25 protein-coding genes and 4 pseudogenes are annotated in these 25,093 nt (G+C 71.1%); 11 read left to right on the top strand and 18 right to left on the bottom strand.

The annotated features are described in order from the left end of the window. Positions 1-102: 102 nt before the first annotated feature. The gene (locus IXW69_RS10690) at positions 103-627 is read right to left on the bottom strand and encodes a hypothetical protein (protein ID WP_194786322.1); all 525 of its coding nucleotides are present in this window, start codon (positions 625-627) and stop codon (positions 103-105) included. On the opposite strand from IXW69_RS10690, the gene IXW69_RS12230 reads away from it, so the two are divergent. Continuing rightward, positions 626-1,513, top strand: coding sequence for an ABC-2 transporter permease (locus tag IXW69_RS12230; RefSeq protein WP_228525318.1), 888 nt, complete (start codon positions 626-628; stop codon positions 1,511-1,513). The genes IXW69_RS10690 and IXW69_RS12230 overlap by 2 nt on opposite strands. Positions 1,514-1,883: 370 nt before the next feature. Here IXW69_RS12230 and merA read toward each other — a convergent pair whose 3' ends face one another. Further along, the gene (merA, locus tag IXW69_RS10680) at positions 1,884-3,308 is read right to left on the bottom strand and encodes a mercury(II) reductase (protein WP_061225165.1); all 1,425 of its coding nucleotides are present in this window, start codon (positions 3,306-3,308) and stop codon (positions 1,884-1,886) included. Between the two features lie 106 nt (positions 3,309-3,414). On the opposite strand from merA, the gene IXW69_RS10675 reads away from it, so the two are divergent. Beyond that, positions 3,415-3,804 (top strand): heavy metal-responsive transcriptional regulator, encoded by a 390-nt coding sequence (locus IXW69_RS10675; protein ID WP_194786321.1) that lies wholly within the window; start codon positions 3,415-3,417, stop codon positions 3,802-3,804. 47 nt (positions 3,805-3,851) lie between these two features. Here the strand turns inward: IXW69_RS10675 and IXW69_RS10670 are convergent. From IXW69_RS10670 to IXW69_RS10655, 4 genes and pseudogenes are all read right to left on the bottom strand, one after another. After that, positions 3,852-4,082, bottom strand: a pseudogene (locus IXW69_RS10670) (LLM class flavin-dependent oxidoreductase); the annotation flags it as partial. A 97-nt stretch (positions 4,083-4,179) separates the two neighbouring features. After that, entirely contained in the window at positions 4,180-4,764 is a 585-nt protein-coding gene (locus IXW69_RS10665) for a GNAT family N-acetyltransferase (protein ID WP_323745285.1), read from the bottom strand. Between the two features lie 369 nt (positions 4,765-5,133). After that, positions 5,134-6,000, bottom strand: coding sequence for a DUF3152 domain-containing protein (locus IXW69_RS12120; RefSeq protein ID WP_194786320.1), 867 nt, complete (start codon positions 5,998-6,000; stop codon positions 5,134-5,136). Positions 6,001-6,679: 679 nt separating this feature from the next. Next, positions 6,680-7,627, bottom strand: a complete 948-nt coding sequence (locus tag IXW69_RS10655) for a DUF3152 domain-containing protein (protein ID WP_194786319.1) — start codon at positions 7,625-7,627, stop codon at positions 6,680-6,682. A 92-nt stretch (positions 7,628-7,719) separates the two neighbouring features. On the opposite strand from IXW69_RS10655, the gene IXW69_RS12115 reads away from it, so the two are divergent. Further along, positions 7,720-9,006 (top strand): ferredoxin reductase family protein, encoded by a 1,287-nt coding sequence (locus IXW69_RS12115; protein WP_194786318.1) that lies wholly within the window; start codon positions 7,720-7,722, stop codon positions 9,004-9,006. Between the two features lie 45 nt (positions 9,007-9,051). Here the strand turns inward: IXW69_RS12115 and IXW69_RS10645 are convergent, their stop codons facing one another. Then, complete coding sequence (locus IXW69_RS10645; RefSeq protein ID WP_194786317.1) at positions 9,052-9,516, bottom strand: MarR family winged helix-turn-helix transcriptional regulator; 465 nt, start codon at positions 9,514-9,516, stop codon at positions 9,052-9,054. A gap of 150 nt (positions 9,517-9,666) precedes the next feature. Here IXW69_RS10645 and IXW69_RS12225 point away from each other — a divergent pair. Both IXW69_RS12225 and IXW69_RS12220 read left to right on the top strand, forming a co-directional pair. Continuing rightward, a pseudogene (locus IXW69_RS12225) lies at positions 9,667-10,526 on the top strand (DUF368 domain-containing protein); the annotation flags it as partial. An 18-nt stretch (positions 10,527-10,544) separates the two neighbouring features. Further along, on the top strand, positions 10,545-10,733 hold the full coding sequence (locus IXW69_RS12220) for a hypothetical protein (protein WP_407646569.1): 189 nt from the start codon (positions 10,545-10,547) through the stop codon (positions 10,731-10,733). Between the two features lie 111 nt (positions 10,734-10,844). On the opposite strand, the gene IXW69_RS10635 is transcribed toward IXW69_RS12220, so the two are convergent. After that, positions 10,845-11,048 carry a cold-shock protein gene (locus IXW69_RS10635; RefSeq protein WP_194786316.1) on the bottom strand — a complete coding sequence of 68 codons (204 nt, stop codon included), beginning with the start codon at positions 11,046-11,048 and terminating at the stop codon, positions 10,845-10,847. Positions 11,049-11,439: 391 nt separating this feature from the next. Here IXW69_RS10635 and IXW69_RS12105 point away from each other — a divergent pair. From IXW69_RS12105 to arfB, 3 genes and pseudogenes are all read left to right on the top strand, one after another. After that, a pseudogene (locus IXW69_RS12105) lies at positions 11,440-11,712 on the top strand (1-acyl-sn-glycerol-3-phosphate acyltransferase); the annotation flags it as partial. Positions 11,713-12,064: 352 nt separating this feature from the next. Next, positions 12,065-12,562 (top strand): lipoprotein LpqH, encoded by a 498-nt coding sequence (locus tag IXW69_RS10625; RefSeq protein WP_194786324.1) that lies wholly within the window; start codon positions 12,065-12,067, stop codon positions 12,560-12,562. A gap of 37 nt (positions 12,563-12,599) precedes the next feature. Continuing rightward, the gene (gene arfB, locus IXW69_RS10620; protein WP_194786315.1) at positions 12,600-13,040 is read left to right on the top strand and encodes an alternative ribosome rescue aminoacyl-tRNA hydrolase ArfB; all 441 of its coding nucleotides are present in this window, start codon (positions 12,600-12,602) and stop codon (positions 13,038-13,040) included. A 100-nt stretch (positions 13,041-13,140) separates the two neighbouring features. Here arfB and IXW69_RS10615 read toward each other — a convergent pair whose 3' ends face one another. Together IXW69_RS10615 and IXW69_RS10610 are read right to left on the bottom strand one after the other, a co-directional pair. Then, complete coding sequence (locus IXW69_RS10615; RefSeq protein WP_194786314.1) at positions 13,141-15,012, bottom strand: BCCT family transporter; 1,872 nt, start codon at positions 15,010-15,012, stop codon at positions 13,141-13,143. A gap of 356 nt (positions 15,013-15,368) precedes the next feature. Continuing rightward, positions 15,369-16,178, bottom strand: coding sequence for a class II glutamine amidotransferase (locus IXW69_RS10610; RefSeq protein WP_194786313.1), 810 nt, complete (start codon positions 16,176-16,178; stop codon positions 15,369-15,371). A gap of 247 nt (positions 16,179-16,425) precedes the next feature. Between IXW69_RS10610 and IXW69_RS10605 the strand changes: the two genes are divergently transcribed. Further along, complete coding sequence (locus tag IXW69_RS10605) at positions 16,426-17,265, top strand: aldo/keto reductase (RefSeq protein WP_194786312.1); 840 nt, start codon at positions 16,426-16,428, stop codon at positions 17,263-17,265. A gap of 22 nt (positions 17,266-17,287) precedes the next feature. On the opposite strand, the gene IXW69_RS10600 is transcribed toward IXW69_RS10605, so the two are convergent. Beyond that, positions 17,288-18,190, bottom strand: a complete 903-nt coding sequence (locus IXW69_RS10600) for a TIGR01777 family oxidoreductase (RefSeq protein ID WP_194786311.1) — start codon at positions 18,188-18,190, stop codon at positions 17,288-17,290. A 256-nt stretch (positions 18,191-18,446) separates the two neighbouring features. Here IXW69_RS10600 and IXW69_RS10595 point away from each other — a divergent pair, with 256 nt between their 5' ends. Then, positions 18,447-19,622, top strand: a complete 1,176-nt coding sequence (locus tag IXW69_RS10595) for a pyridoxal phosphate-dependent aminotransferase (protein ID WP_194786310.1) — start codon at positions 18,447-18,449, stop codon at positions 19,620-19,622. A gap of 100 nt (positions 19,623-19,722) precedes the next feature. Then, a complete protein-coding gene (locus tag IXW69_RS12100; RefSeq protein WP_194786309.1) occupies positions 19,723-20,346 on the top strand; it encodes a sugar O-acetyltransferase in 624 nt (207 codons plus the stop codon). 375 nt (positions 20,347-20,721) lie between these two features. Here the strand turns inward: IXW69_RS12100 and IXW69_RS10585 are convergent, their stop codons facing one another. From IXW69_RS10585 to ychF, 7 genes and pseudogenes are all read right to left on the bottom strand, one after another. Then, complete coding sequence (locus IXW69_RS10585) at positions 20,722-22,332, bottom strand: hypothetical protein (protein ID WP_194786308.1); 1,611 nt, start codon at positions 22,330-22,332, stop codon at positions 20,722-20,724. 53 nt (positions 22,333-22,385) lie between these two features. After that, positions 22,386-22,517 carry a hypothetical protein gene (locus IXW69_RS11940; protein ID WP_267240566.1) on the bottom strand — a complete coding sequence of 44 codons (132 nt, stop codon included), beginning with the start codon at positions 22,515-22,517 and terminating at the stop codon, positions 22,386-22,388. 199 nt (positions 22,518-22,716) lie between these two features. Further along, entirely contained in the window at positions 22,717-22,941 is a 225-nt protein-coding gene (locus IXW69_RS10580) for a VOC family protein (protein ID WP_194786307.1), read from the bottom strand. A 152-nt stretch (positions 22,942-23,093) separates the two neighbouring features. Further along, a pseudogene (locus tag IXW69_RS10575) lies at positions 23,094-23,204 on the bottom strand (helix-turn-helix transcriptional regulator); the annotation flags it as partial. 41 nt (positions 23,205-23,245) lie between these two features. Beyond that, on the bottom strand, positions 23,246-23,572 hold the full coding sequence (locus tag IXW69_RS10570) for a HepT-like ribonuclease domain-containing protein (protein WP_194786305.1): 327 nt from the start codon (positions 23,570-23,572) through the stop codon (positions 23,246-23,248). After that, complete coding sequence (locus IXW69_RS10565) at positions 23,569-23,898, bottom strand: nucleotidyltransferase family protein (protein WP_194786304.1); 330 nt, start codon at positions 23,896-23,898, stop codon at positions 23,569-23,571. The genes IXW69_RS10570 and IXW69_RS10565 overlap by 4 nt, the downstream gene beginning before the upstream one ends. A gap of 74 nt (positions 23,899-23,972) precedes the next feature. Further along, complete coding sequence (ychF, locus tag IXW69_RS10560) at positions 23,973-25,058, bottom strand: redox-regulated ATPase YchF (protein ID WP_194786303.1); 1,086 nt, start codon at positions 25,056-25,058, stop codon at positions 23,973-23,975. Between the last annotated feature and the right edge of the window lie 35 nt (positions 25,059-25,093).

Below are 25,093 nucleotides of genomic sequence, written 5' to 3'. Positions count from 1 at the left end.
GCGGTCATCGTGATGACTCCGTTCGAGAGTGCTGTGAGAAGTTCACTCGAAGGATCACACGGTGGCCGCGTCCTTGTCCGGGACGATCACAGGGCCACCGCGCTACACCACTATCGGGGACTCAACTAGGCGCTCTCGGACTATCGCACGTTCCACGACCGCAAGGCCGGGAATCAGAAGGGCGTGCAGTCGGCGAACGACGAGCTGATGCGCGAGCACGGGCTCTCGGTCGTGAAGCGGCTGGAGCACGCGCCGAAGGACTGGGAGCTGCGCCGCGAAGACTTCGCCGAGGGGTCGCTCGACCGCGAGATGGGCGACCGGATGAGTGCGGCGCTGGCCGATCCCCGCGCGGTGGACAAGGCCGGTCTGGTCTCGGTGATCGAGGATCAGAACCAGCAGCTCGGTGATGACGGGGATCGGGTGCCACGGATGCGGCTGCACAGCCCCGTCAGCAAGAAGGGCAAACGCGCCGGGCAGGAGACCTGGACGCTCTACATCGAGGACCGCCGCGGCGAGTCCGGGCGTGCCGAGCGCCGCAAGCGCGCGAGTGCCCTCTCGGCGGACTTCACCCCGGAGGGCGCGCAGGCGTTCTTCGACTACCACCAGCAGCAGAAGGAGAAGGAACATGAGCGCAGCGCTCGACAGGCTGAAGCAGCAGAACGGGCCCGTGCAGTCGCAGCAGCAGCTCGGCAGTCCGGAGACGATGGAGCTGTTGACCTCGATCCTCGCCGCCGTCGAGGCGCAGAATACGAGGATCGCCACGCTGACCGAGCAGCAGAAGAAGCTCGCGGGGTTCGTGAAGGTGGACAGCGAGGAGCAGGAGAAGCAGCTTTCCGCGATCTCGCATCAGCTGACCTCAACGTCGCCGCCGCCGGAGTCGAACGAGAACAGCGAACTGCTCGCCGGAATCGCGTCCACTCTCGCGGGTATGAGCGTGAACCTCAACGGGGAGAGTCTGAAGGGCTCAGCCTCTAAGTCCGAGGCTGCCGCCAAGCATCTCGATGAGAGCCGGGCTAAGTTCGAGCGGGCCGCGAACGGTGCGCAGAAGGCCTGGCGGGAGTCGATCACCCAAGCCAGCGCCGAGGCGACGAGTGCGATCAGCACGGCCCGGGATCAGGCTGTGCAGTCGATCGAGAGGGCCGCTGCCGACGCCGGGGCCGTGGCAACAGCCAAGATTGACGCCGCGAACGAGCGGGCCGAAAAGATCATCGCCACAACGGCGAAGCTGGAGGCCCGTCAGCTTTGGTCTGTCGCCGCGTCGATGTGCCTCGCGCTGCTGCCGGTCGCAGTGATCGTCGCGGGTGTTTGGATGGCCGTCGCCGGGCTTATCACGGGCGCTCAGTGGGCCCTCGACGTGGACGGGAGCGTGTGGCTCGGGATCGGTCGCTGGCTCGTGGTCTCCATGGGCCTCGCCGGGGCCGGCTACGGACTCTTCGCGTCCGTCCGCTGGGTCGCCGGTCTCGTGGAGACCTGGAAGGGCCGCAGGATGCCGAGGTGGCCCCGTTGGCGGTGATGGCTGGATCCGATCGAGCTACCGGTTCCGATCAGCAGTCGAAGGATTTTCGCTGCAGCCAGTCCTGCGGCCTCGGTGCCGCCGCCGTAGCCTGACGAGCATCCCGGCCGTGACGGCCATCGCGACGGCGATCCCGGCACCGATGATCCAGGGATTGCCGAGGAGCCCTCCGACGCCTGCGAGTGCTCCGCCCGCCGCGATGAGCGGCAGGCCGCAGCAGAGCAGCAACGGAAGCGCGCAGCATGCCAGTAGGAGCAGCCCGGTCCCTGCGGCGACGATGGGACCGGCGCGCCGTTCGTCGCGGTCGTGATCGGCGCTCATCGTCTGCACCTCTTCCGGATGAGATCTCCCCGATTGCATGCGTTGCCGTTCATGCGCAGCACGAGAGCAGTGACGGGTCGGTGGTGAAGGACTTCGCGGCGATCCGGATACCTTCGGTCATGGTCAGGTAGGGGGCCCAGGCGTCGGCGACTTCGGCGATGGTCTTGCCGAGCACGTGGACGCCTGCGGCGGCGAGTTCCCCGGCGTCCTTGGCGACGGCGGTGAGGCCGAGGATCTCGCTCGTATCGGCGTTCACGACGATCTTGATGAACCCGCGGGTGTCGCGGTTGATCACCGCCCGGGGCACATACTCCAGGGGCAGCACGCGGCAGTCGCAGCGGATCCCCGCGGCGACGACCTCCTTCTCGGTCATCCCGACCGCGCCGATCGCCGGTCCGGTGAACGTCACCCGCGGCAGATGGGAGTAGTCGACGGACCGGTCGGCGTCGGCGAACGCGTTCTCGGCAACGAGGGTGCCGTGGTGGGCCGCGACGTAGACGAACTCCGGGTGCCCGGTCACGTCGCCCGCGGCCCAGATCCGCGGGTTCGACGACTGCAGATGGTCGGAGACGACCACCTCGCCGGAGTCCCCGGTCTTCACCCCGACCGCATCGAGGTTCAAGCCGTCGGTGACGGGACGGCGTCCGAGGGCGACGAGCACCTGGTCGGCGCGGAACTCCTGCGAGCCGCCGGACACGTCCGCGGTAACCACGACCTGCCCGGTCGCCGCGTCCCGGGACACCCGGGTCGGCACCGCGCGGCGGACCACCCGGATGCCCTCGTCGGCGAACACCTCCTGCAGTGTCCGGGACACCTCCGGCTCCTCCTTCGACGCGAGCCGGGACCGCACCAGCACGGTGACCTGGGAGCCGAGGCGGGCGAACAGCTGCGCCTGCTCCAGGGCAACGTAGCCGCCGCCGAGCACCAGCATCGACTCGGGGACCTCGGTCAGGTCCATCGCCGTGGTCGAGGTCAGGTACCCGGCCTCGTCCAGGCCGTCGATCGGCGGAGCCCACGGCCGCGCACCGGTGGCGACCAGGTAGTGCTCGGCCTCGATCGTCTCGACCGCTCCGTCTGCGGCGGTGACCTCCAACACCGGCGCGTCCGGGGTGCCCGCGAACCCGGCGTCTCCCCGCCGGACGTGCCACCCGTATGAATCGGCGACGTCGGCGTACTTCTCGCCCCGCATCGTCTCGACCAACGCCTGCTTCCCGGCGATCAGCGCGGGCATGTCCACTGGGCCTGCCGTCGTCGCGATCCCCGGGAACCGGTCGGCGGCGTCGGCGGCGACGTGCCGTGCATCGGCGGCGGCGATGAGGGCCTTCGACGGCACGCAGCCCGTGTTCACGCAGGTGCCGCCGAGCGTGCCACGCTCGATCATCACCACCGACTTCCCGAGCATGGTCGCGCGAATCGCGGCGGCGAACGCTCCGCCGCCCGATCCGATGATGGCGAGATCGTACTTCGTAGGCATCGCTGCTCCCGTCAAGGCTTGGACTTCTGTTCCGTTTCAGCCAGACTGGACCTTCCAGTGCAGGGGAAGGTCAAGCGTGGCCCCTGCCGAATGATCGGAGGCCGCAATGCGCATCGGAGAACTCGCCGAACGCGCGGGCACCACCTCGAAGACGCTCCGGTTCTACGAAGAGCAGGGACTGCTGCCCCCGGCCGACCGGACGCCATCCGGGTACCGCGACTACGCGCCCGACGCCGTCGCCCGGATCGACTTCGTTCACCGTGGCCAGGCCGCAGGCCTCACCCTCGCCCAGATCCGCCAAATCCTCGACATCCGCGACAGCGGCCACGCGCCCTGCGAGCACGTGCGAGACCTCCTCGACGCGCGCCTGGCCGAGATCGAGCAGCAGATCGCCCAGCTCACCGCCCTGCACGGCACCATCGCCGACCTCCGGCACGACGCCGCGCACCCGGACCCCGACACATGCAGCCCAGGCCAGGTCTGCCGGTACCTGTAGAGGGACGCGGACCGAGAAAACGAGAGCCATAAAACGAACATGCGCTAGCGCATGTCGATGACCCCGGTGCCGACCTCGAGGTGCTTGGTGCGGGCGCCGGCCGCGGCGAGCAGCGGCATGGGCGAGGAGTGCTGGGCGGCGTCGTGGTGGACGCGCCAGGAGGCGTTGTTGACGCCGATCTCGTCGGCGCCGACGGCGATCTCGACCGCGTCGTGGAGGGCCTGGGCGGCGTCGGGGGCACCGTGGTCGAGGCCCTCGCCGTAATGGCCGAAGGACAGGAATCCGAATCACTTCATGGAAGGTTAAACTACCTGAAAGCTCGGAACATGACCAGCCCCTCAGCGCAGTGGGGCTGACGCGGCGCTGATGCTCGCGTCACTCCCCGGTCGGGACTCGCCCGGAGGTGTCCATCCAGAGGAGGACGCCCTCGCCGCCCTCGAAGGTGATGCCGGCGAGCTCCTCGACCCGCGCCAGCTCCTCGAAGCCGACGGCGAGGTGCACGGCGAGGGAGGCGTGGTTCGTCGCGTTGACGACGCTGTGGAGCACAGCCCCCGGGCTCTGCTCGGCGACGGCGTCGACCACGGCCGACAGCAGGGCCCGGCCGATGCCATGGCGGCGGGCGTCGGGGTCGACCACCATCCCGGAGACCATCCAGCCCGGCGCCATCTGCGCCGAGGCGGCCATGCCCTCGGGCATGGGGAAGGCGCCGGAGAGCGCGACCGGGGTGAGCTGGGCGTCGACGGGGTGCTCGTCGGTGGTGGCCGGGACGAGGGCGAGGAGGAGGACCGGGAGGGTCTCGATCATGCGGGGCGCCTCCTCGAGGGCCTCGTCGACGTCCTGACCGCGCAGGGCGAGGAGCTGGGCGACGCGCGGCGCGTCAGCGGGCTCGGCCGGGCGGATGACGATGCCTGAGACGGGAGTGCCGTGGGCGTCGGGCTCGTAGGGGGCGAAGTCGTTCACTCCCCCACCCTCCCACGTCCGGGAGCCGCTCCCTCCATCGGTCTGCGGCCCGCGGCAGGGGGGGCGCCGGCCATGAGGATCTCGCACGCCCGCGAGCGAGCGGGATCCGAGTCATCGCAGTCGTTGGTCGGGCTGCCCCGGCCGCCGAGGTCGGCGCCCGCGGCAGGCCTGACGGGCCCTGCCCGCCGCCGTCCGTGCAGGGGCGGCAGGTGCTCATCCGGGCCCGGTGACCCGCCGCGCCGAGGGCCTGGCCGGACGGTCGAGGGCTCGATCGCCACGACGGGAGGGAAACGTCGGCGCCCCACCCGAACCGCGAGACCGGAGAGTGTGAGGAGGGGGCGAGCACGCGGAGGAAGGCGTCAGCGTCGCTCAGGAGCCGGAGCCGGGCCAGGCGTTGGCGACGCACCCGCCGAGGTCGACGGCCTGGGCCTGCATCACCGGAGCGGATCTTCCCGGCCCCGGACAGGTCTCGACAGGGTGACCGAGCCAGGTGCCGAGCTCATGGTTGATGAGGTACGCACGGTAGGTGGCGGCGTCGGTGAACGCGGGAACGAGGTGGCGCCAGCGGTCGGCGTTGAGGACGAGCCGGTTGGCGCTCGTGCACGACCAGGTGCCCTGCGTGTCCTGGCCCGCGCAGAGCTCGTCCACGGTGTTGGGGGTGGCGAGGACCACGAGGAGGTCGGCGTCGTCCTGGTCCGCCACCTGCCGGAAGGCAACGCCGTCGATGACGCTCCACCCACGGGGGTCGGTGAGGACGGAGGTGGTGGCCCGGGCGACCTCGGCGGCGTCGAGGCCGGTCCCGTGCTCGACGGCGACGGCGACGGTGCGCTCTCCCCCGACCGGCGCCGGTGAGGGTGAGGGGGCGGCGCCGCCCTGACCCTGATCCGCCTCGCCGGGCACGGGAGCGAACGTGAAGGTGCCGTCACCGACCGCGTGGGAGCGAGTGATGCCGTCGGAGGCGGGACTGGGCACCGGTGCGTGGACGCTCGGCGTGAGCTCGGCGGCCGGGGCGACGGCCTGCGTCGGCTCGTGGCTGGGAGCGAGGGTGGCCCGGGCGGCGGCGCCCGGGGCGGATCCCGGCGCCGCAGAGGCGTCGTCGGCCGCGCAGCCGTGGAGGGCGGCGCTGAGGACGAGCAGGGCGACGACGGCGACGCCCGCGCCGCGGACGAGCTTCCAGGGCTCCGAGAGGACGAGCTCACCCGAGCCGCCGGGGCGCCCGGGGCGAGCGGAGCGCACTGGACGCGCTGGGGGGACGTCGCGCCCGCCGAGGCGGCGGCCGGGGGCTGGGACGGCGCGGCCGGCGGCCCCGCGACGGGAGCGGGCTGCGGCAGGCTGGTGCGCTGCTCCTCGCCGGGACCTGTCGGTCCGCGACGTCTGCTCGCGGGAGGCGCCTGCGCGCCGGCTCGACGGCGCTCCGGCGTGCGGCCACGAGGACCTCGTCACGACGTCCGGGGCGCCCTCGAGGTCGTGCTGGCGGGGGGAGGAGCCGCGCGTGGCTCTCTCGGTGCGGCGGGGGCGGGGCGGCTCCGGCCTCCGGCCCTTCCGGCCCCCTCGGGAGCCGTCCCGGGCGGGCGCGGATGGGGCCACGCCGTCGTGGGCGCGGCCCGGCTGACGCTCCGCGGGCCCGGGGGCGGTGCTGGAGCGGCCGCGCTCGGGGCCCTGACCGGACGCCCTGGTGCCGTCGGCGCGCCCTGCACCGCCGAGACCCCGCGGTCGGCGCGGGGTGGCCCCCTGGCCGCGCCGACCTGGCAATCCGGATGTCATGGACGGCATTGTGCGGCGGTCTCCTCCCTGCTGGCCCCGCCACGCCGTCGCCCCGCGTTGCAGACCGGCCTCGACGGTGCGACCTCGCACACGTTCTGCCCCGCGCGCTGGTCACCGGGTCGAGAACCAGGACCGGGCGGCACCGCTCGGCTCAGTCCGGCTGGCTGTCCTGCGTCGGCCAGGGGTTGGCGACGCAGTCGCCGAGCCCCTTGGACTGCTGCATCATGACGGGCGCCTTGAGGCCCTTCCCACCGCACTGCTCGTGGTCGCGGCCCAGGAAGTGCCCGACCTCGTGGTTGACGAGGTAGCCGTGGTAGTCGTCGAGCGACCTGAACCAGGGGACGCCGTAGCTCCAGCGGTCCGCGTTGAGGACGACGTCGGCACTGATCTGGCAGTCCCAGGTGCCCTCGGTCTCGAGCGGGGCGCAGAGCTTGTCGACCGTGCCGGGGGTGGCGACCTTGATGGTGAAGCCCGCCTGGGACGGGTCGCTCACCTGCTTGAAGGAGACGTTGTCGATGGAGCGCCAGCCCCGCTCGTCGTTGAGGATCTCATTGATGGTGGGGGCGATGGCGTCGACGTCGACGCCGGAGCCGTCCTCGGCCTCGAGCAGGTAGGAGTAGACGGCCTGGGGAAGGCCCTCGGGCTGCTCGACGGGCTCGGCGACGGTCCACTGCTCGTGCCCGGTGACGTCGGTGTGGATGATCCCGTCGGAGTCGACAGAGTAGGAGGCCGTCGGCGTCGGGTGGGCGCCCGCCGTCGCCGAGGAGGAGGCCGTCGCGGTGGGCTCCGGCGAGGACGCGGCCCTCGCCGACGAGGTCGCGGTGGGGCCGGCGGTGCGGCTCGGCGCCGCCGAGAGCACGGCAGAGGCGGAGGCTCGCCCCTCGGCGGAGGGAGTCGACGCCGTTGCGCCGGCGGAGGCGCCCGAGTCCTGCGACCAGCCCGTGAGACCGACGGCGAGGAGCCCGAGGACGATCGTGATAACGGCCGCGGCCGCGACGAGGACGGCCGTGCGGGAGGTCAGCGGGAGAGTGCTGGAGAGGGTGGGGGCGGAGGAGGAGCGCTCCTCACTGCCCCGTCCGGGGTGCGACGGGGAGCTCATGGGCTCATTGTCGGGCACCGTCGCGCCCGTGACCACCACCGGCCCGTCGCCGAGACCGGATCGTGCGGTGGCCGTCCCGCTACCCTCGCTGGGTGCGCCGCTGGTTCCCCGTCCTGCTCTCCCTGACCGTCATCGCCGTCTCCGTCCTCATCGCCGCCGCCCCGGGCTCCGGCCCCTTCATCGCGGTGGTCCTCGCCCTGGGGACCTGCGCCTACGCCTGCCTGGCGATGGCGATCGGCATCTCGACGCGGCTCCCGCTCGTCGAGAAGGTCCTCGGCCCGCTCGACCGCGCCTACGGGGTCCACAAGGCCCTCGGCATCACGGCGCTCGTCCTCGTGCTCGCCCACCTCACCCTGGCGACGACGGCCTCGGCCTCGAGCGTCGGCATCATCGAGCCGCAGCCGCTCGTCATCGGGCTGGGCGCGCTCGGGCTCCTCGTCCTGGCGGGGACGGCGGCGGTGGCGCTGTCCGACATGTCGCACTCGCGCTTCCAGAAGGTGCACGGGCCGCTGGCCGGGGTCGCCTTCCTCGTCCTCACGCTGCACGCCGTCGTGGCGTCGGCCACGGGCCACGGGCACGGCGCGGTGACGACGGCGTGGACAGCGGTGCTCGCGCTCATCGGCCTGGGCGGGATCGCGCAGCGGATCCACCACCGCTACCTGGGCGGGCGGCGCATGCGAGTCGCGGCGACGACGCCCCGCGAGCGGGCCCTCGAGGTGGACCTCGTCCCCGCCCGCGACGGCGGCCGCGCGCCGACGGTGCGCCCGGGCCAGTTCATCGTGCTGACCGCCTCGTCGGGTGGCGTGCGCGAGGGGCACCCCTTCACGGTGACGCGCTCTGACGAGCACGGGCTCTCCGTCATGGTGCGGGCCGTGGGCGACTGGACGCGTCTGCTCCAGGCGGGCCTGGCCGTCGGCGACGAGGTGCTCGTCGACGGCCCCTTCGGCGGCTTCCTCCCGGCGACGAGCGGCACCCCCGAGGTGTGGGTGGCGGGAGGCTCAGGGGTGACGCCCTTCCTCGCGACGATCCGCCCCGTCCTGGCCGAGGAGAGGGCCGTGCGCGCCGACGGCGCCGTGCCGCCCGAGCGCTGGCCCGTGCGTCTCGTCGTCGCCGCGCACGCCCGCTCCGACGCCCCCGCGTGGGAGGAGCTGCGCGACGCCGGTGAGGAGCTGGACTGGCTCACGGTGGCCCCGGCCTTCACGGAGTCCGGCGACCGGCTCGAGGACGAGGCGCTCGACGCGCTCGTCGCGGACTCGCCGGAGCGGGCGAGCTGGTACGTGTGCGGGCCGCAGGACCTGACGAGGTCGGTCCGCTCGGCGCTGCGACGGGCCGAGCGGTCCACGGAGCGGCTGCACGTCGAGCGCTTCTCCTGGCGCTGACGGCGCCCGGAACGCACCGGGGTCCGGCTGCGCGGCCGCCCGCCCTCAGCGGCCGGCGGCGACCACCCGGCGCAGGAGCTCGGCGAGCTCCGCGGCGCCGTCGTCCCCGACGGGCTCGACGAGCCTCGAGCGGACGGCTCGCAGGTGCGCGGGCCGGGCGGCGCCCAGGCGCTCCTCGCCCTCATCGGTGAGGTGGACGGTGACGGCTCCGGCGCCGGACTCGCGGCGCACGAGGCCCCGAGACTCCATGCGCGCCAGGAGGTGGGAGACGCGGCTGCGCTCCCAGCCCAGCACCCCCGCGAGCGCGGAGGAGCGCAGCGCGGCGCCGGCGACGTGGAGGCGGACGAGGACGGCGATCTCGGTGTCGGTGACGTCCGCGGCGGTGGAGGCGGCGGCGACGGCGTCGCGCTCGACGGAGTGGAAGGCCGCTTTGAGAAGGGACCACAGCTCGTAGTCGCGGGCGGTGCGCTCCTCGTCGTCCGTGACGCTGACGTCCGTCCCGTGTGCCATGGCGACCATCCTGCCCGCGTTGACGCGTCACCACAACCGCTCACCGCCCGCCCCCAGGCGGTCTCCAGGTACACCCCGTAGCGTCGCTGGAGCCGCCCCGGCGAGCCTGCGAGACCGTTCGGCCCCACACCCCACCGAGGAGACCCCGCGATGCCGCACACGAGCGCGACACCAGCCCCCGCGACACCGACCGTTCCGAGCAGGACACCGGCGACGACGAGCACCGCTCCCCCGCCCCGGACGGACCGGGGAGGAGAGGCCGCGTCCGCTCCTCGGCGTCGCACCACGATCCCCGGCAACCTCCTGCGCGGAGCCCTCATCGGCACCGTCGAGACCGTCCCGGGCGTGTCCGGCGGCACCGTCGCCCTCGTCGTCGGCGTCTACCACGAGCTCATCGACTCCGCCTCGGCCCTCGTCTCGGCCGTCCGGGCCCTCGGTCGCGCCGACCGGCGCACCGCCGTGCCCGCACGGCTCGCCGAGGTCCGGTGGCGAGTCGTCCTCCCCGTCATCATCGGCATGGCCGCTGCCGTCCTCACGATCGCCGAGCCCATGGCCGACGCCGTCGAGCAGCACCCCGTCGCCATGAGGGGCCTCTTCCTCGGGATGGTGCTCGCGTCCCTGGCCGTGCCGCTCCTCATGGTCCGCCGCTCCCTCGCGCTCGCAGACCTGCGGGGCGCACCGCGAGCACCGTCCACCGCGGTCCTCGTCCTGGCCGGGGCGATCGCGGCCGTGGCGACCTTCGCGCTCGTCTCGCTCGAGCCGACGAACGTCGCGCCGTCGACGCCGGTCATCGTGCTGGCGGCGAGCGTCGCCGTGTCCGCCCTCGTCCTCCCGGGCCTGTCCGGCTCCTTCCTCCTGCTCGCCCTCGGCCTCTACGAGCCGACGCTCCGGGCGGTCGCCGAGCGCGACCTCGCCTACCTCGCCCCCTTCGCGCTCGGCGCCTCCTCGGGCTCGCACTCGTCGTCAAGGCTCTCCAGCGCCTGCTCGCCCGGCACGAGGCGGTCACGCTCGCAGCGATCACCGGCCTCATGGTCGGCGGCGCGAGGGCGCTGTGGCCGTGGCAGGCCGACGGCGAGCTCCTGGCGCCCGGCGAGGACGCCGGCACGGTGCTGGCGCTCGGCACTGCCGGCTTCGCCCTGGTGGCCGTGCTCATCGTCGTCGACGAGGTCCTGCGGCGGCGCGAGGGCCACGGAGAGGAGCCCGCGCTCCACGACTGACGCACGGCCCGGGCACGAGCCGGGCGCACGCGATCGGGCCGCCGTCCCCTCCCTGGGGACGGCGGCCCGATCGTTGACCTGGACGCCCCGTGCGGGGCGGTCAGCGGGTGCTCAGAGCGTGGTGACGTTGGCGGCCTGGAGGCCCTTGGGGCCGGACTCGACGTCGTACTCGACCTTGGCGCCCTCGTCGAGGGAGCGGAAACCGTTGGAGTTGATGGCGGAGAAGTGGACGAAGACGTCGTCCGTGCCGTCGTCGGGCTGGATGAAGCCGAAGCCCTTGTCGGGGTTGAACCACTTAACAGTTCCGGTGGCCATGAGGATCTTCCTTCTGGTGGGTGGAGCGGCCGCGGGTCGATCGCTCCCTGGTGCATTCTCGATCGAGCAGAAGGAACCGTGAGGCCCCGTGGCCGGGCTCCGGTCGGAGCAGCCAACTGTCGAACAATGGTCCCACCCTACGCCATCGCGAGGCAGCGCGGGCCACTCGTGGAGGTGGCGGACCGCGCCCGGACGCTGCCGGGGCCGCGACGACGGGGCGCACCGCGGCGCCAGTCGGCTCACGGCGGCGACCCCGGAGGGAGGAGGATCGGGGCCCTGGAGTGGGTGAGCGCCACCGCCCGACCACGCCCACGGAGGTCCCGTGAACCTCAAGCGCGCCGTCGCCCGCGCCCTCCTAGCCGTCTCCCCGCGGAGCGTCGTGACCCAGGAGATGCCAGAGCGGGTCGTCCTCGTCGGGGCGCCGCACACCTCCTACCTCGACGGGGTGCTCATGGCCGTGTCCCTGTGGTCGGCGGAGCGGGAGCTCCGATTCCTCGTCAGGGACTCGGGCGCGCAGGCGCCACTCATCGGGACGGTCATCCGCGCCGTCGGCGGGATCCCGGTGGAGCGCTCCACCTCGCACGGGCTGGTGGACCAGATGGTGGCGCGCTTCGCCGACGACGTCCCCTTCGTGCTGTGCCTCGCCCCCAAGGGGACGCGCGGGGAGCGGGACTTCTGGAGGTCGGGCTTCTACCGCATCGCGACCCAGGCGGACGTGCCGGTCCAGCTGGGCTTCGTCGACCGGCGCGACCGCACCTTCGGGTGGGGCCCCGCGTACCGGCTCACCGGGGACGTCCGGGCGGACACGGACGTCATCCGGGCCTTCTACGAGGGCGAGGGGGGGCGTGCGCCCCTCACTCGCCTGCGTCCCCCGGCTGCGCGCCGGCCGACGGCGCGCCCCGCGCCTGAAGGAGGCGACGGAGCGGCTGACCGCCCCGCCCCGCCGCGGCGCCTACGATCCGGGGGTGACTCCCGACCACCGAGACAGCGCACCTCGACCCGAAGCAAGGACCCCCATGAGGCAGTCGCGCACCCGCAGCCTTACGGCCCTCAGCCTGTCCGCCGTCGCCGCCCTCGTTCTGGGGGCGTGCTCCGGCTCGTCGGTCTCTCCCGCCGCCCCCTCCGCACCGACGACGGCGGCAACCACCGCGATCGCCGTCGGCGGCTCCTTCAAGGGCACCGCGGACGGCAAGGCGCTCGAAGTCCCCGACGCCGGCGTCGCCTGCCGCGTCCAGGACTCCTCGACGACGATGGCCGTCGCCTCGCAGTCGGGGACCGCGGAGGCCTCGGCCAGCGTCGTCCTCGACGGCCAGGGCAAGGTCATCCTCGTCGACCTCGTCTCGGCGGCCACCGGCCCGGTCAGCTACTCGGACGGGTTCAACGTCGGCTCCGCGATCGCCGAGCACGACGGGAGCACGTGGACGGTGCGCGGCGAGGGCACGGCCTCGACGGACGCCTCCCCCGCCCCGGACTCGCCGACCGTTCCCTTCGAGCTCTCCATCACCTGCCCCTGAGCGGCCCCGCGCCCCATCCCGACACCCCGCCACAGACATGGACGACCTGCGCATCGAGCCCGGACCGGGCTGCCCGAAGGGGCTCACGGTCCCGGCAGGGGAGCTGCACGAGCAGTTCTCCCACGCCTCCGGCCCGGGCGGCCAGGGCGTCAACACCTCGGACTCGCGCGTGCAGCTCTCGCTCGATCTTGCGACGACGACGGCGCTCACGGAGAAGCAGCGAGAGCGGGCCCTGGAACGCCTCGCCGAGCGCCTGGACGGGACGGTCCTCACGATCGCGGCCGCCGACGACCGCTCCCAGCTGCGCAACCGCAAGGCGGCACGCGCCAGGCTGGCCGCACTGCTGCGCGCCTCACTGGCTCCGGAGACCGTGCGACGGGCGACGAAACCGACCCGCGGCTCCAAGCGGCGGCGGCTCGCGGCGAAGAAGCGGCGCAGCGAGCTGAAGGTCCAGAGGCGCCGTCCCGGTGCGGAGTAGCGCCGTCCGGCGCGACGCCGGGAGCACCAGGAACGAGGAGGCGGCCGCCCCCGCTCGGGGACGGCCGCCTCGTGACCTGTCGGTGAGGGACGCCGGAGGCTCAGCCCCGCGTCGTCGTGCCGGAGCCCGTGGAGCCGGCGGGGCCGCTCGCGCCCGCTGCGTGGCCGGCCCCCGACGGGTGCCCCTTGCGCGGAGGACGCGGGCCGCGCGGGTGCATGCGCTTGCGGAGGGCGTCCATCTCGAGCTGCTCGCGGTGCAGCCGGCGCTCACGGGCCAGGCGTCGCTGGAACTCCTGGTGCTCGCGGTACTCGAGGTAGATCGGGTCCTCGCGCAGGCCCTTGACGATGGCGAACATGAGCGCGACGAGCACGACGAGGAAGGGGCTCGCGGCGATGATCGTGACGCTCTGGAGGTTGTGGAGCGCCGCGCCGTCCTCGCCCGTGAGGAGCAGGGTGAGGCCGATGACGGCGGTGAGCAGACCCCACAGGGCGGAGAGCCACGGGCTCGCCGTCGCGCGGCCCCGCTGGCTCATCGAGCCCATGACGGTCGAGGCGGAGTCGGCGGAGGTGATGAAGAAGGTTCCCAGGAGCACCATGGCGACGAAGCCGGCGATCGTCCCGCCCGGCATGGTGTGGAGAAGGGCGAAGAGCTGGTTCTCGGCGGAGCCGTCTCCCCAGATCGAGTCGCCCGCGCGCTCGAGGGTGATGGCGGTGCCGCCGAAGATCGCGAACCAGACGATCGAGACGCCCGCGGGGACGAAGAGGACCGTGAGGCAGAACTCGCGGATGCTGCGGCCGCGGGAGATCCGGGCGATGAACATGCCGACGAAGGGGCTCCAGGAGATCCACCAGGCCCAGTAGAAGATCGTCCAGCTGCCGAGCCAGTCGCCGGCGGTGGCGTCGGCCGACTCGGCGGTGCGGCCCGCCATCTCGAAGAACTCGGAGAGGTAGGAGCCGATCGAGCCCGGGATGAGGTTGAGCTCGGCGACGGTCGGGCCGAGCACGAAGACGAAGACGGCGAGCACGGCGGCGATGACCATGTTCGCGTTGGAGAGGTACTGGATGCCCTTGCCGACGCCCGACATGGCGGACAGGAGGTAGCACAGCGTGAGGACGACGACGATGCCGACGATCACCCGGGTGCTGGGGCTGTCGACGATGCCGGACGCCTGGAGACCTGCGCCGATCTGGAGGGCTCCGAGGCCCAGGGAGCAGGCGGTTCCGAACACGGTGGCGACGATCGAGGCGACGTCGATGACCTTGCCGAGCCAGCCCCGGGCGAGCCTCTCGCCGATGAGCGGGGTGAAGGCCGCGGAGAGCAGCTGGGGGCGGCCGATGCGGTACGTGGAGTAGGCGATGGCCAGGCCGACGATCGCGTAGATGGCCCAGGGGTGAAGGGTCCAGTGGAACATCGACTGCGCCATGGCGGTGCCGACCTCGTGGGGCTCGCGCCCGGGGACGCCGTCGCGGTAGAAGGTGAGGGGCTCGGAGGCGCCGTAGAACATGAGGCCGATGCCCATACCGGCGGCGAACATCATGGCGATCCACGAGCCGGTGGAGAACTCGGGCTCCTCGTCCGGGCGGCCGAGCTTGATCTCGCCGAACTTGGACACGGCGATGATGATGACGAAGGCGACGAAGACGGTGCCGAACAGGACGAAGGCCCATCCGAAGCCGTGGAGGAGGCCGCCGAGGGCCGAGTCGGCCACGGAGGCGAAGGAGCTGGGGGCGAGGAGTCCCCACAGGACGACTGCGAGGGCGATGAGCAGGGACGGGATGGTCACGGCCCAGTCGACGCGGGCGTCGGAGTTGTCGGCCTCGAAGACCACGTCGTCCGTGGGAGAGCCCGCCGTGGCTCCGCCGGCGACGAGCAGGTCGCGCAGCTCGCTCGCGGCGGTTGGGGTAGCGCTCTCCGCCTGACCGGGTGGCGCGGTGACGCTGATCTGGGACTCTGGGATCCGGGACTCGGGCATGCTGTCCTTCCGTGTGGCACCCGGAGAACGCCTGGCGGTGGCGGCGCGGAGGGCGCAGCGGTCACCGTGGCGAGGGGTGCGGGCTCTGTGATTTCGTTGAAAAACCCTATCAAGCCCGTGCAAAACATCATCATTACTGCATCTTTTCCGCAGGATCTCAACGACCAGACGCCCCCCTTCCAGCAGGGGGCCCGGTCGCGGCCCCGACCACGGCGAGCACGCCGCGCACGGTCCGGTGCGCGTCTCACGCAGGCGCCGACCGGCAGGCCCTCGCGCGGAGGGGTCGGCGGCCGGGCCGCGCAGAGCCGGTGAGCGGGCCGGCGTTCGAGCGGGTGACGCAGGGGCCCGTGAGCGGGTCAGCCTTCGAGGAGACCGCGCTGCCGGACCTCACCGGAGGCGAGATCGACGGCCGTCACCGTCTCATCGGGCAGGGTCACCCAGCCCTCCCGGGGGATCCCCGAGGAGGAGAAGGCCAGGGTGCCGTCGTCGAGCCGCTTGACGGACATGCGGTAGTAACGGCCGTCGAGGTGCTCCGCGAGGGCGTTGTCCACCGTCATGCCTCCGGCGTGCATGGCGGCGACGTCCGGCACCGCGGCCTCGTTGGCGTGGACGACGACGAGGCTGCCGGTGCCCAGGACCACCGCGTTGAGGCTCGCGCAGGGATGCAGGCGGCGAAGCTCGGCGGCGGCCCGGTGCACGGCCTCGGGCAGCGCGAGCCCGGCCTCCTGGTGGTGGTGGACGAGCTGGGCGTACCGCTCCGAGTCGGTGGTGCCACGGCAGGCGTCGACGACGTCGACGGGGAGCTCGGAGTCCAGCACGTTGATCGGGGCGATGTAGCCGTTGTGCGCGAGCGCGGTGCCACCAGAGACGAAGGGGTGCGTGTTGAGGCCGGTGACGTCCATACCGGTCGAGGCCCAGCGGAGGTGCATGAGGGTGGCGCGCGACGGCGCGAGAGCGCGGGCGGTGAAGTCCGGGTCCGCGTGGGCGGGGAGCACGGAGCGCTGGTAGCGCAGCGACGCGGACCCGCCCGCCGCGTCGACCCAGGCGGCCCCCCAGCCGTCGCGGTGGAAGCGGGACATGGCGGTCCAGGCGTCAAGGACCTTCTGGCCGACGACGTCCGCGACGCTGCGTGGCGTCGCACTGACGACGGCGAGCAGTCGGCACACGGGCCGCACCCCTTCCTCGAGCTCACGCCCGGTGGCGGCTCGGAGCGGGAGCCGGGCGGTACACCCTGACCGTATCCCTCCCCGCGACGGGCGCCCGTCACCGTCTCACGAGGCCGCTTACCCGCCGCTCGGGCGTCCAGCCAGGCCGACGGCGGAGGTCCGGCCCAGCGCCCGGCCCCACCGGCGAGCCCCGCTGGGCTCCCCACCACACCCTCCCGCGCGCCGGCGCGCCGCGTAGGGTGGGGCCATGAGGACGTTGAGGTTCGCAGGTCAGGAGGTGCCCGCCATCGGCCTGGGCACCTGGTACATGGGCGAGGGGCGTGCGACGCGCACCCAGGAGGTCGACGCGATCCGCGCCGGCCTCGACGCCGGGCTGAGGGTCGTCGACACCGCCGAGATGTACGGCGACGGCGCCGCCGAGGAGGTCGTCGGTGAGGCGCTGACGGGGCGTCGCGACGACGCCCTCCTCGTCAGCAAGGTGTACCCGCACCACGCCTCACGCGATGGCGTGCGCCGGGCCTGCGAGGACAGCCTGCGACGCCTGCGGACGGACCACCTGGACGTCTACCTCCTGCACTGGCGCGGACAGTACCCGCTGGCGGAGACGGTCGAGGGCTTCGAGGATCTCGTCGCCGACGGGCTCATCGCCTCGTGGGGCGTGTCCAACCTCGACCCGGAGGACATGAGCGAGCTGGCCGCCGTACCCGGCGGCAGCGCGTGCGTCACGGACCAGATCCTGTACAACCTCACCCGACGGGGCCCTGAGCTGGACCTCATGCCGATGCTGTCAACGGCGCAGGTCCCAGTCATGGCCTACTCGCCGCTGGAGCAGTCGCGGATCCTCGACGCCGCCGGCTCGGAGGTGCTCGAGGAGGTCGCGGGCCGGCACGGTGCGACGCCTGCTCAGGTGGCGCTCGCCTGGTGCGTGCGCGACGGCGACGTCCTGGCGATCCCGAAGTCCGCGAGCGCGAAGCGGGTCCGTGAGAACGCGGCCGCCGCGGACCTCGAGCTCACCGAGGCGGACCTGGTGGCGCTGGACGAGGCGTTCCCGGCCCCGGACGGTCCGGTCCCGCTGGAGATGCTCTGAGCGCGCTCAGCCAGACCGCCCCTCAGTGCGTGAGGGCGGCGTCGAGGGCGGGCCCGAGCCCCGGGTGACGGAAGGTGAAGCCGGAGTCCTCGAGCGCCGTGGGGCGCACGTCGGCGTCGGCCAGGAGCAGTCCCTCGGCCGGGCCACGACCCATCGTGGCGCGCAGGAGAGGCGCGGGCACGGGAAGCCAGTACGGCCGGTGGAGCCGGCCCGCGACCTCTCGACCGAGCTCGTCGAAGGTGGTTCGCGCGGGGGAGGTGAGGTTGACGGGGCCGGTGAGGCCAGCGTCAAGGACGTGGAGGATGGCGCGGACCTCGTCCTCACGGGTGATCCAGGGAATGACCTGGTCACCAGGGCCGAGCGGCCCGGCGAGGCCCGCGAGGGTGAGGGGGATGAGGGGGCGCAGGAGCGCGTCCTGGTCCAGCAGTGAGGCGGTGCGCAGGAGGCTGACGTCGGTGACGTCGTCGGCGCCGAGGGCCTCGCGCTCCCACGCCTCGCACAGCCCGGCGAGGAAGCCGGTCCCTGTCGGGTCGGTCTCGGTAAGCCGCTCCCCGGGACGGGAGCCGTAGTAGCCGACGGCGGAGGCGGACAGGAGTCGCGGGCGCTCGCCCTGCATCGCGTGCAGCGCCGTGACGACGGTGCGCACGGGGTCGCGCCGGGAGACCGCGAGGGTACGGCGGTAGGAGCGGGTCCAAGGGATCCTGGCGATGCTGGCGCCGTTGAGGACGATGACGGCGTCGGCCCCCTCGAGGACGGAGGGGTCGAGCTGACGCGCGGAGGGGTCCCAGGTGGCGGCGCCGGGACTGGACTCCCCTCCGGAGCCGCGGCGGACGAGGCGGACGACCTCGTCCCCGCGGTCCTTGAGGGCGGTGACGAGGGAGGATCCGATGAGGCCGCTGGCCCCGGCGATGATGACGCGTGACATGGTTCGAGGTTAGCGGTCGGGCGCGGCTCGCGCGCGCTGACGCCGTGCTCGCTCGGGGCGGGCATTCGCTGACCGGCAGTTGCGTGTCATGCTGCGGCTGACGCCGTGCTCGCTCGGGGCGGGCTCGTCCTCACGAGTGGTGACGGCCGGGCCGCGGGTGTCCACTGAGCGTCCGCGGCCACGTCGAGCGCCCGTTCCGTCACGGCGGCGCGAGGGGGCGCGGCCTCCCGTCGGCGGCAGTGGCTACCGTGACCCCATGCGCTTCTCCAGCCGCGTCGACGTCGGCACCACCAACCCGGTCAGCGCCGCGGAGGCGGCCGCCCGCACCGCAGGGCGTCGGCTCGTCAGGCTGAGCGACTCGAACCCGACGCGTCACGGCCTCGCGCCCCGTGTCCTGCCCAGTCCGTACGACCCGGACCCACGCGGCCCGCGACGGGCGAGGGAGCAGCTCGCATCCTTCCTCTCGGCGACGCAGGGCCGCGCCGTCGACGCCGACGACCTGTACCTGCTGAGCTCGACGTCGCAGGCCTACTCCTGGCTGCTCAAGCTGTTCTGCGACCCGGGCGACGCGGTTCTCTCCCCCACGCCCGGCTACCCGCTCATCGAGTCGATCGCGCGCCTCGAGGGCGTGACCGCGCTGACCTACCCGCTGCACCACTACGGGCGCTGGGACATGGACACCGCCGACGTGGAGGAACAGCTCGACGACGCCGCCGAGGACCGCGTGCGCGCGGTCATCGTCATCAACCCGAACAACCCCACCGGCTCCTACGTCACTGCGGACGACTACGCCCGGCTCGTCGGCATCTGCCGGAGCCGCGGCCTCCCGCTCATCGCCGACGAGGTGTTCTTCGACCACGAGCTCGCCGGCTGCCCGGACCGGGTCCGCGTGGCCGGCTGCGACGACGTCCTCACCTTCTCCCTGGACGGGCTGTCCAAGCGCCTCGCCGCCCCGCACGCGAAGCTCGCCTGGATCGAGATCTCCGGGCCGGCCGAGGAGGTGGCCGAGGCGAAGCGGCGCCTCGACGCCGTTGCCGACGCCTACCTGCCGCTCAGCGACCTCGTCTCCGAGCGGGTCCCGGAGCTGCTCGAGGGGGTGCCCGGTCAGACCGAGGCGGTGCGCGCGCGCTGCCTGGAGAACCTGGCCGTGCTGCGAGAGCTCGTGGCCGCTGAGCCGTCGGGGGCAATCAGCCTGCTGGAGCCGGAGGGCGGTTGGAGCGCGCTGCTGCGGTTCCCGGCCTTCGTCGACGAGGACGAGCTCGTCACCACGATGATCGCCGAGGACGGCGTCACCGTGCAGCCCGGCTACTTCTTCGACATGCCGCAGCCCGGCTACGTCTCCGTGTCGCTCCTGCTGGAGCCGGGTTTGTTTCGTGCCGCGGCGTCCGCCCTCATCGGGAAGATCGGGCGGGAGGTCGCTGAGGTCGGCTAGCACGCACAGGGCCACAGCGACCTCGACGACGGTGGGGAGAATGGCGCCATCCCGTTCGAGACCATCGAGTGGTTCCTGACGACCAACCTGGGAGGACAGCATGACTGACACGGTGCGCGACGACCTCGACCCCCTGTGGCCATCGGCGGTGATCCCGGGGCTCGACGCCCTCCTGGAGGCCCTCGACGCGGGCGAGACGATCCCAGGGGGCTCGCCGCACCATGAGGCCATGCACGCCGCCAGCCAGCAGGCGATGCGACTGGCGGCAGAGCTGAACGGGCGCTACCACTCGCCCGAAGAGGTCCGGGAGCTCATGAGCGCGATCACGGGGCAGCGCGTGCCGGATTCCCTCACCGTGTTCCCACCGTTCACGACCGACTTCGGCAGGAACATCAGGTTCGGCGAGCGGGTCTTCCTCAACAGCGGGTGTCGCTTCCAGGACCAGGGCGGGATCGAGATCGGCGACGACGTCCTCATCGGGCACAACGCCGTCATCACGACCCTCAACCACGACCTGGACCCGGCCCGACGGGCCGACATGATCCCGGCGCCTGTCCGGATCGGTCGCGGCGCGTGGCTCGGGTCGAACGTCACGATCCTGCCGGGTGTCACCGTGGGCGAGGGCGCCGTCATCGGCGCGGGATCCGTCGTCACGAAGGACGTCGCGCCCGACACCGTCGTGGCAGGCGTGCCCGCCAGGCACATCCGGGACATCTGGGCCTGACGCGGCCCGACCGCGAGCAGTCCCGCAACCCGTGCGGAGAGCAGCGATGATCATCGCCGGCAACGGTCACGACCTCCGGGTCGGCCGACTGACCGGAGTGGACGCCGACGAGCTCCGCAAGGTGCTCGGCGCGGGCGACGTGACGGCCACCCTGCGGTGGTGCTAGGCGCTGGACCCACTCCATCACTCCGCCTGCCTGACGACGGCGGGGCGGCGCCTTCCGTTGGAAGGTTCCATCCCGCCGTCGCGCAGAAGCGATCCACCCAGACGTTGAACCTGAACTCGACCGAGTTCAGGCCAGAACTAACATGTGCTCGCGAGAGCATAATTCACGCTGAATACCACCTGCCACCGTCGCAGCCACGACGTCGAAACCTACTGCTGCGCACGGTGCGTCCAACCTGCCAACCCACTGACAAACAAGGCTACCAAACCAGCAGCCAACAACTTCAGCAGCCATAGGAGGCTCGTCATCCACCACACCGTGGTGACCCACATCGTCGATTGTCCCGAACCAATCGGAGGGGCGATGACATCGAGAGCGTAGAGGAAGCCCCAAAAACCCGGCTTCCCGGAGGAACCATCTGTCGTGGCGAAGGTTGACGATCCCGCCGTTACGAGGAGGCCTGTCGCCAAGTAGATGAGCAGAATCCCCCACAAAGATCGAGTCGGACGGTAGCCGTGTCCGATAGTCACTCTCGAAATTCGACGCCATATCTGTCGAAACAGTCCCCCCCGCGAACGTAAGAAGCGGTCGTATGACTCGACCCGCAGATCCGTTGCCTCCTCCTCGTGGCCTTGAGCCTCCAACGCGCGAGCCGCTGTACGCCAGGGCGGAACGTTGAACCTGTCCCCCGAGACTCCTGCCGGCAACCATTTCATCAGCGCCTCGAACGCTTGCGGATGGTCACTATTGCCAAGCAGCGGAACTTCACGCCACATCGCGCTCCGAGCCGAGAACGCGTCTACAGTCCAGCGTCTCGTAAGCGTCACTGGAGCGGCGGCCCGAATCGCGTCTGCCGGCTCCGAGGCACCCTTGGGCAACTCGAATACAAACGTTCCAATCTCGGCATCCGTGAGGTCGAGCCCCCCAGGAACAGCCTCACGCGAAGGCAGATAGAAGCGTCCCGCCACACGCACACGACGCATATCGAGGTCTCTCAGAGCCATCAGACAAGGATCTTCACCACTGTTGGGGCATGGCACGAACCCCGCTGCCCGCGCTGCTCGAAACTCTCTCCGAGGGACCACGCGTCTAGCCCCGTTGAAGTTGCAGAGGAACCCCGAGAGTGTCAGATCGCGTTCGAAAATACTCCCCTCGAGGGTGAAGATCGCCGTGCCTGCGGCAACATCCTCCGTTGGCGTTGACAAGTCGCACCCGATCACTGCCGGCCCCGTGAAGGTGCTCTCACAAACCTGGACGAAGCCAACGTCCGACCAGCGCAGAAAGCAACCGGATTCGTCAGCGAAAGGACTAGCGACATGGCAGGAGTTAAAAGACAGCGACTCCGCCTTCAATTTTCCCCAGCCCATATAGGAGGAGATACTCATCTTATCGGCAGTGACACCTCCCGACACCGTGACACCAAACACATCGCAGCGACCATTGATCGTGGCGCCCTCCAGGTTAAGCGAGCCGCCCACAACCAAGTTCTCAATTGCCAACGACCCCTCCAAGTCTGAGCAGCGCAGGATCAGGTCGTCTGCCACGTCACAGCCAGTGAAGGTGACCCCCTCAAGCGTGGAGTACGAAGCGTCGACAGTGCCAGAAAAATGACAATCGACAAATTCGAGTGTAGGAAGCGATAAATGACGCAAGTCGAGGTCTCCGGTGACCTTCGTGTTCACCAAGCGCAATCCCGAGGAGGGGGCGGCCGGATCCTGAAGAGCTAACCGCAGCGCACTCGCTACAAGCTCCCGCTCTGCAGATGCAGTATTGCCTCGCATCAACTCAAGGACGTAGACCACCTGATCATGGGTATCCATGCACGACATGATAGGCCATTCGACGGCCCCAGAAGACGTCGCCTGTCACTAAACTACGCACGCGCGGTCTCCCACCATTGCGCCTCGTCCACACCAGCCACACCCATGGCGCGGAAAATTTCCAACTGCAGCAAAGCCAGGGCAGCAACATCAGCCGACGTGGAGCGGCGCCGCACGTGGTTCATGGCCCCAATCTAGGACAGGCTCCTGAGACACGACCTGGCGACCTGAGCCAAGCCCGAGTGCCAATACTCTCCCCACTCATTCAAGAGCGGAACTAGTTATTGAGCCTGAACTCGCCACGTTTGCAAACGTGGCCGCGATGAGCATCCGCTTGAGCATGGGGTCATCAGCCTCATCCACGGGACGGGGAACGCCCTCCCCTCAGCGCCGCCCTTGCAAGCCGCGGATGGCGCCAAACGCGTCAATCAACTGGCAGATGGCTTCGCCGCGGCCGATGTCAAGGGGCCCGCGATGGGCCTTCACACCCGCTTGCAGCAGCTCGGCGCGCTGGACATCAGGCTCGTTCGTGACGAAGTAGGCGACGACCGATCCACCCTGCGAATTCTGGGCGGGAATCGGCTGGATGGAAGCCGACCTCGAAGCCATCAACGTCAAGGTACACGTAGCCGACCTCCTCGACGATGGAGCCGCCCCTGAGAACGTGGTCGCGGTACCACGTGGGCGCGACCATCTGGTCGTCGACGAAGAACATGACCGCCCTCAGCGGCCGACCGTTATCATGACGCCAGCCGTGGGGGCGTGATCGCTCGCTTGCCATGCACAATCTCACTGATCCGAGGCGGCGGAACACCGATGAACACTGCGAGATTGTTCTGCGTGATGCCGACGCCCTCGATGAAGCCCTCCATGAGGACCTCACTCGGATGGATCGGCCCTCAGGGCTTGTCTCTCACCGCAGCGCCTCGACCAGGACTGGCAGGTGGTTCTCGACGACGTCGCGAATGACCTCGACGTCCACGCCGAAGTACTGGTGGACGAGGATGTTGCGGAAGCCCCGGATCTGGGACCACGGCACCTCTGGATGCGCCGCGGTCAGCTCGTTCGGCAGATGGTTCGCTGCCTCCCCGATGATCTGGAGGTTGCGCTCGAGCGCATCCTCCGCCATGGCGACGAGGACCTCCTCCGCTCGGTGCTCATCGAGGGTCCTCATGTATTCCTGGCACCGAGCCGACGCCTCGAGGATGTCGACGATGCGCTCATTGTCGGAGCGACTCACAGCGGGACCGCCTCAGTCAGCGCCGACGCCGAGACCGGTCGCTTGAGCAGCTGGACCGGGAAGATATCGACCGCCTCGGTGCCGAGGAGCACCCTGGCCTCTTCCATCAGGCCGGATGCCCGCATCAACAGGTTGCCGTCGGCAGGGTCCATATCGACCAGGATGTCGATGTCACTACCCGCTTGCGCGGTACCGCGGGCCACTGAGCCGAACAGCAGCGGGTTGGTCGCGTGGTACCTCGCCAGCAAGGCATCGAGCTCGCCACGGCGCGCATCGAGGAGCGCTCGCAGGGCGAGCGTCTCCGGAGTGGCCTGATGCGCGGTCATGATCCAACGATAACCGGCGGGATGGCGCCTTCCGTGGGAAGGTGCCGCCCCGCCGTCGTGCAGGAGCGCTGGGCTCAGACGTTGAACCGGAACTCCACCACGTCGCCGTCCTGCATGACGTAGTCCTTGCCCTCCATGCGCATCTTGCCGTGGGCGCGGGCCTTCGCGATCGAGCCGAGCTCCATGAGCTCGTCGTAGGAGATGATCTCAGCCTTGATGAAGCCGCGCTCGAAGTCGGTGTGGATGACACCGGCGGCCTGCGGGGCGGTCCAGCCCTTGTGGATCGTCCAGGCGCGCGACTCCTTCTCACCGGCGGTGAGGTAGGTCTGCAGCCCGAGCGTGTCGAAGCCGACGCGGGCGAGCTTGTCCAGGCCGGACTCCTCCTGGCCGTTCTCGTGCAGCATCTCAGCCGCCTCCTCGGGCTCGAGCTCGACGAGCTCGGACTCGAACTGGGCGTCGAGGAAGATCGCCTCGGCCGGAGCGACGAGCGCGCGCAGCTCGGCCTGCTTGGCCTCGTCGTTCATCCCGGCGTCGTCCATGTTGAAGACGTAGATGAAGGGCTTGGTCGTCATGAGCTGGAAGGACTTGAGGGCGTCGGCGTCGAGCCCCTCCTTCTCGGCGACGGCGGACAGCAGCGTGCCCTGCTCGAGGATCTCGAGCGCCTTCCTGGCGGTGTCGAGGACGGAGGCGTCGACCTTCTTGCCACGGACCTCCTTCTCGAGGCGCGGGACCGCCTTCTCGAGGGTCTGGATGTCGGCGAGGACGAGCTCGGTGGCGATGGTCTCGATGTCGCTCGCGGGCTCGATCTTCCCGTCGACGTGGACGACGTCGGGGTCGTCGAAGGCACGGGTCACCATGCAGATGGCATCGGCCTCGCGGATGTTCGCGAGGAACTGGTTGCCCAGGCCCTCGCCCTCGCTCGCGCCGCGGACGATGCCGGCGATGTCCACGAAGGAGACGGTCGCGGGGACGGTCTTGGCCGAGCTGAACATCTCGGTGAGGCGGTCCAGGCGCGGGTCCGGCAGCGGGACGATGCCGACGTTGGGTTCGATGGTGGCGAAGGGGTAGTTCGCCGCGAGCACGGTCGCGCGGGTGAGGGCGTTGAAGAGAGTGGACTTGCCGACGTTGGGCAGTCCGACGATTCCGATAGTGAGGGCCACGGCCGCGAGTCTAGCGACTGGCCCGACGGCGCCCC

This window comes from Actinomyces haliotis (assembly GCF_015355765.1).
Classification (GTDB): domain Bacteria; phylum Actinomycetota; class Actinomycetes; order Actinomycetales; family Actinomycetaceae; genus Actinomyces; species Actinomyces haliotis.
Note: the sequence above shows the minus strand (reverse complement) of the source record. Positions and strands in the feature narration are given on the sequence as shown.

What these genes read in the sequence shown, in the direction of transcription:
- IXW69_RS12230 (WP_228525318.1), top strand. Translation starts at nt 626, where the DNA reads ATGAGCGCAGCGCTCGACAGGCTGAAGCAGCAGAACGGGCCCGTGCAG.
- IXW69_RS10690 (WP_194786322.1), bottom strand. Translation starts at nt 627, where the DNA reads ATGTTCCTTCTCCTTCTGCTGCTGGTGGTAGTCGAAGAACGCCTGCGC.
- merA (WP_061225165.1), bottom strand. Translation starts at nt 3,308, where the DNA reads ATGCCTACGAAGTACGATCTCGCCATCATCGGATCGGGCGGCGGAGCG.
- IXW69_RS10675 (WP_194786321.1), top strand. Translation starts at nt 3,415, where the DNA reads ATGCGCATCGGAGAACTCGCCGAACGCGCGGGCACCACCTCGAAGACG.
- IXW69_RS10655 (WP_194786319.1), bottom strand. Translation starts at nt 7,627, where the DNA reads ATGAGCTCCCCGTCGCACCCCGGACGGGGCAGTGAGGAGCGCTCCTCC.
- IXW69_RS10645 (WP_194786317.1), bottom strand. Translation starts at nt 9,516, where the DNA reads ATGGCACACGGGACGGACGTCAGCGTCACGGACGACGAGGAGCGCACC.
- IXW69_RS12220 (WP_407646569.1), top strand. Translation starts at nt 10,545, where the DNA reads ATGGTCGGCGGCGCGAGGGCGCTGTGGCCGTGGCAGGCCGACGGCGAG.
- IXW69_RS10635 (WP_194786316.1), bottom strand. Translation starts at nt 11,048, where the DNA reads ATGGCCACCGGAACTGTTAAGTGGTTCAACCCCGACAAGGGCTTCGGC.
- IXW69_RS10625 (WP_194786324.1), top strand. Translation starts at nt 12,065, where the DNA reads ATGAGGCAGTCGCGCACCCGCAGCCTTACGGCCCTCAGCCTGTCCGCC.
- arfB (WP_194786315.1), top strand. Translation starts at nt 12,600, where the DNA reads ATGGACGACCTGCGCATCGAGCCCGGACCGGGCTGCCCGAAGGGGCTC.
- IXW69_RS10615 (WP_194786314.1), bottom strand. Translation starts at nt 15,012, where the DNA reads ATGCCCGAGTCCCGGATCCCAGAGTCCCAGATCAGCGTCACCGCGCCA.
- IXW69_RS10605 (WP_194786312.1), top strand. Translation starts at nt 16,426, where the DNA reads ATGAGGACGTTGAGGTTCGCAGGTCAGGAGGTGCCCGCCATCGGCCTG.
- IXW69_RS10600 (WP_194786311.1), bottom strand. Translation starts at nt 18,190, where the DNA reads ATGTCACGCGTCATCATCGCCGGGGCCAGCGGCCTCATCGGATCCTCC.
- IXW69_RS10595 (WP_194786310.1), top strand. Translation starts at nt 18,447, where the DNA reads ATGCGCTTCTCCAGCCGCGTCGACGTCGGCACCACCAACCCGGTCAGC.
- IXW69_RS12100 (WP_194786309.1), top strand. Translation starts at nt 19,723, where the DNA reads ATGACTGACACGGTGCGCGACGACCTCGACCCCCTGTGGCCATCGGCG.
- IXW69_RS10585 (WP_194786308.1), bottom strand. Translation starts at nt 22,332, where the DNA reads ATGGATACCCATGATCAGGTGGTCTACGTCCTTGAGTTGATGCGAGGC.
- IXW69_RS11940 (WP_267240566.1), bottom strand. Translation starts at nt 22,517, where the DNA reads ATGAACCACGTGCGGCGCCGCTCCACGTCGGCTGATGTTGCTGCCCTG.
- IXW69_RS10580 (WP_194786307.1), bottom strand. Translation starts at nt 22,941, where the DNA reads ATGGCTTCGAGGTCGGCTTCCATCCAGCCGATTCCCGCCCAGAATTCG.
- IXW69_RS10565 (WP_194786304.1), bottom strand. Translation starts at nt 23,898, where the DNA reads ATGACCGCGCATCAGGCCACTCCGGAGACGCTCGCCCTGCGAGCGCTC.